Source organism: Treponema sp. R6D11, from assembly GCF_054786075.1.
The window spans coordinates 1-876 of the sequence record NZ_BDHD01000512.1; the positions used below are offsets into that span (position 1 = coordinate 1).

At 50.1% G+C, this 876-nt stretch carries 1 protein-coding gene and 1 pseudogene; both read right to left on the minus strand.

Annotated features, from left to right (window positions below):
- Positions 1–486: aminotransferase class V-fold PLP-dependent enzyme (locus ACYVTD_RS14335; RefSeq protein WP_461248397.1), on the minus strand; the 486-nt coding region annotated here is incomplete at its 3' end.
- Positions 473–876: pseudogene (locus tag ACYVTD_RS14340) on the minus strand (hypothetical protein); the annotation flags it as partial. The gene ACYVTD_RS14335 and the pseudogene ACYVTD_RS14340, both read right to left, overlap by 14 nt.

Genomic DNA, 876 nt, shown 5'->3' on the forward strand with positions numbered 1-876 from the left:
GGTTTCCCGCGCCGCTTCGTAAGCGTCCGTGGAACGGGCGGCAAGATCATGCGCGCCTCGGTGGACATTTGAATTTTCGTGTCTGTAAAAATACGAGATACGATCTATTACCGCGTTGGGTTTTTGCGTTGTAGCTCCGTTGTCAAGCCAGATAAGCGGTTTGCCGCCCGCGACTCTTTCATTCAGAATAGGGAAATCGCCGCGAATGCGGTTTACATCAAAACTGCCCGCTCCCAAAGGAGAGCTTTTAAAAAGCGTCTCTTCGGAAGGCGCTCCGGTAGGCGTGCTTGTATATGGCACTACAACCGGAGAATATTCAGTTTTGGCGTCTTCGGCTTTCTCGATCTTTTTTTCCTGAAGTTCAGGGAAATAAGTCAACGCCCACTTTTCAAGTTCTTCCGGATCGGGTAAGCCGTATCCGTTAGGTGTACCCTCAACAAGCCTGGCCGCTTGTGAGCGGTCAGGCGAAGTTTCAAGAGTAATCATAGTAGTTACCCACTTCCACATCTTCAAGAACGGCTATGGCGTCGTCTGCAAGAATTGCGGCTGAGCAGTACAGAGACAGGAGGTAGGACGCGAGTCCTTTGTTATCTACTCCCCTAAAACGTACAGAAAGTCCTCTGCCTTGTTCATTCTGCAAACCTGTCTGGTACAAACCGACAACACCGCGTTTTGCTTCTCCGGTACGCACCAACAGAATATTGGTTTTTCCGCCCTTGCTTTTTGGGTTTTTTACGCCGTCCACAAACAGTTTATCTGTTGGAATAATTGGAACGCCGCGCCAAAGAATAAAACTACCGCCAAAGAGCGAAGATGTATTGGGGGGAACGCCCCTGCGAGTACATTCGCGTTGGAAAGCGGCGACAGCTCTTGGGT